General features: G+C 71.4%; 1 protein-coding gene. It reads right to left on the bottom strand.

The features are described from left to right. Window positions 1-98: 98 nt before the first annotated feature. A partial coding sequence (locus tag ACLZOT_RS50420; protein ID WP_416976048.1) for a hypothetical protein occupies window positions 99-378 on the bottom strand: 280 nt, incomplete at its 5' end.

Below are 378 nucleotides of genomic sequence, written 5' to 3'. Positions count from 1 at the left end.
TGCCTGGCGGCCGCTACCGGCCTGCTTCGGCGTCTCGAGCGACGATTCCTGAGTGATGGCTCAAGCGATCGTCTGGTCCGGCGTCGCCAGGCCCGCCGTCAGAGATGTGTGAGCCGACGGACGAGTCCGGCACGGTCGGTGACCGCCTCGACCAGCCGGACAGCATCGCGCCCGCTCGGTGCGCTGTCAGCCCTGTGTTCCGCGATGCCCGTGCAGTAAAGAGAGGCGGGCGTGCCGCGATGGTCGTCGAGGCCGGGCAGGCCTCCGTCGTACACGCCGTCGACGCGCACTGCGAACGGCACCTGAGGCCCGGCCGAGAAGGCGTCCAGGACCGTCCACCCTGCGATCGCCAGCACGGGCCGTACGGGGCCGGCACCG

The organism is Streptomyces sp. 4F14 (assembly GCF_048159485.1).
GTDB lineage: Bacteria > Actinomycetota > Actinomycetes > Streptomycetales > Streptomycetaceae > Streptomyces.
The sequence above is the reverse complement of the archived record's forward strand: the minus strand, read 5'-3'. Positions and strand labels throughout refer to the sequence as shown.